Genomic DNA, 262 nt, shown 5'->3' with positions numbered 1-262 from the left:
CGCGAGCAGTTCGGTGGCAAGGTCGCCGACGTGAACCGGGCCACGACGACCGGCTTCGCCCGTGGCCGGGCACGGACCGACGGAGACGGGGGCACGTCGCTCACGTTGCAGTTCCAGAACGAGCACCTCGACGCGGAGGCGGACGGGCAGGTGCTGGCGACCACCCCCGACCTCATCATGGTCCTCGACGGCGAGTCGGGGGGGCCCGTCACGACCGAGGGGCTGCGCTACGGGCAGCGCGTCCGCGTGATCGCCGCTCCCG

At 73.3% G+C, this 262-nt stretch carries 1 pseudogene; it reads left to right on the top strand.

Annotation, left to right across the window (positions count from 1 at the left end):
- A pseudogene (locus tag KVS71_RS17680) lies at positions 1 to 262 on the top strand (DUF917 family protein); the annotation flags it as partial.

The sequence above is a fragment of the Microbacterium sp. GbtcB4 genome, assembly GCF_019091465.1.
Lineage (GTDB): Bacteria > Actinomycetota > Actinomycetes > Actinomycetales > Microbacteriaceae > Microbacterium > Microbacterium paraoxydans.
The sequence above is the reverse complement of the archived record's forward strand: the minus strand, read 5'-3'. Positions and strand labels throughout refer to the sequence as shown.